General features: G+C 47.6%; 1 protein-coding gene. It reads left to right on the forward strand.

Annotated features, from left to right (window positions below):
• The coding region (gene argC, locus R8O11_RS26495) for an N-acetyl-gamma-glutamyl-phosphate reductase (RefSeq protein WP_318194777.1) at positions 1-830 on the forward strand (830 nt) is incomplete at both ends.

Consider the following 830-nt stretch of genomic DNA (forward strand, 5'->3'; position numbering starts at 1 on the left):
GGTGCAGAGTTAGCGTTAATGGTTAATAAACACCCACAACTCACGCTATCAGGTTTATACGTTTCCGCCAACAGTGTCGATGCAGGAAAAACCATTGCACAGTTACACGGTAAATTGGCGAACGTGGTCGATATGGTGGTGAATGCGTTGACCGATCCAAAGCAAGTCGCGCAAGACTCTGATGTGGTTTTTTTAGCTACGGCTCATGAGGTCAGCCATGATCTTGCTCCTATCTTTCTCGACGCTGGATGTCAGGTCTTTGATTTGTCCGGCGCGTTTCGTGTCAAAAGCGATGGCTTTTACGACACCTTTTACGGCTTTGAGCATCAATTCAACAACTGGCTAGATAAAGCGGCGTATGGCTTAGCGGAGTGGAACCAAGAAGAGATTAAAAACGCTCCTTTAGTTGCGGTAGCTGGCTGCTACCCAACGGCGTCGCAATTGGCAATTAAACCACTACTTGTCAGTGGCTTGCTGGATACTCAGCAATGGCCAGTCATTAACGCGACAAGCGGTGTCTCTGGTGCAGGGCGTAAAGCCTCAATGACCAACAGTTTTTGTGAGGTTAGCCTTCAGCCTTACGGTGTATTCAATCATCGTCACCAACCAGAAATTGCCCAGCATTTAGGATGTGATGTGATTTTTACTCCTCATCTTGGCAACTTTAAACGCGGCATTCTTGCTACTGTCACGATGAAGTTGGCGCAAGGTGTAACGGAGCAACAAGTTGCTCAAGATTTTGAACCAGCTTATCAAGGTAAGCCAGCCGTACGCCTCAAGGGTGATGGCATTCCACGTATTCAGGATGTTGAAAATCCCCCTTTCTGCGA

Source organism: Vibrio sp. 1288 (assembly GCF_033344475.1).